Origin of the sequence: Pseudoalteromonas sp. MMG013 (genome assembly GCF_018100885.1) — a bacterium.
GTDB lineage: Bacteria > Pseudomonadota > Gammaproteobacteria > Enterobacterales > Alteromonadaceae > Pseudoalteromonas > Pseudoalteromonas aurantia.
Genome location: NZ_JAGJEE010000086.1, coordinates 1 through 854, shown reverse-complemented (window position 1 = coordinate 854; position 854 = coordinate 1). Strand labels below are relative to the sequence as shown.

Sequence of the window (854 nt, the reverse complement as noted above, 5' to 3'; positions counted from 1 at the left end):
GGGCTCTGAGTTGTTAGAAGGGGTGATGCTGGATATTCCCGCCAGAGCGAACAATGTGAACAGCCACGATAACTTCAAGCCAATGAATTTGGGTGAAATCGTGGGTAATACCGACCCATCACTTCCGTACATTCCACCGCCACCAGAAGCAGGTTGTAATGCGGTTGCCTCTATTGTGATGATAGCCGTGGCGGTTGCCGCAACCATTGCGACGGCAGGGGCTGCGGCAGTAGCAGCAGGTGCGTCAAGCGGAGTAATGAGTGCAGGCGTAGGGGTGTTAGGTGGTAGCTTTGGCGCATTAGGCACGGCAGGCGGATTAATGGCGGCAGCCACGGCGGGGGTTGTTGGCTCAGTGGCATCTCAGGTGGTAGGTAAAGCGATGGGGGCGGTTGATAGTTTTTCATTAAAAAATGCCTTAGCATCGGGTTTAACAACAGCAGCAACGGCGGGAATGGGCAGTCTGTTAAAAGGCTCAGAGACATTTGCAGCATTAGATGATGCTGACAAGGCAATTAAAACGGCTGATGACTTGTATAAACTCAGTTCAACAGGCCGAGCAGTAATGGGGGCAACCTCAGCTATTAGTTCAGTTGCGGCCAATAAATTGGTGGGTAATCAAGCCAGTTTCCGTTGGGGCAATGTGGCAGCATCAGCGTTATCAGCCTATGCAGGTTCAGAGCTTGGAATAGGTAATGCGGATAGCTTGTCAGGGGGAGTGACAACAGGTAATATTGCGTTCGATACATTTGGCGGGGTGGCAAACAGTGCACTGGGTTATGGTGCAGAGAAACTGTTTGGTAATCAAGCGAGCTTTAATTTTGGCAATGTTGCAACGGATGCGTTTGGCAATGCGT

The 854-nt window shown here is 50.9% G+C and carries 1 pseudogene; it reads left to right on the top strand.

Features of this window, described 5'->3' with window-relative positions:
* Positions 1–854 (top strand): annotated as a pseudogene (locus J8L98_RS24440) (hypothetical protein); the annotation flags it as partial.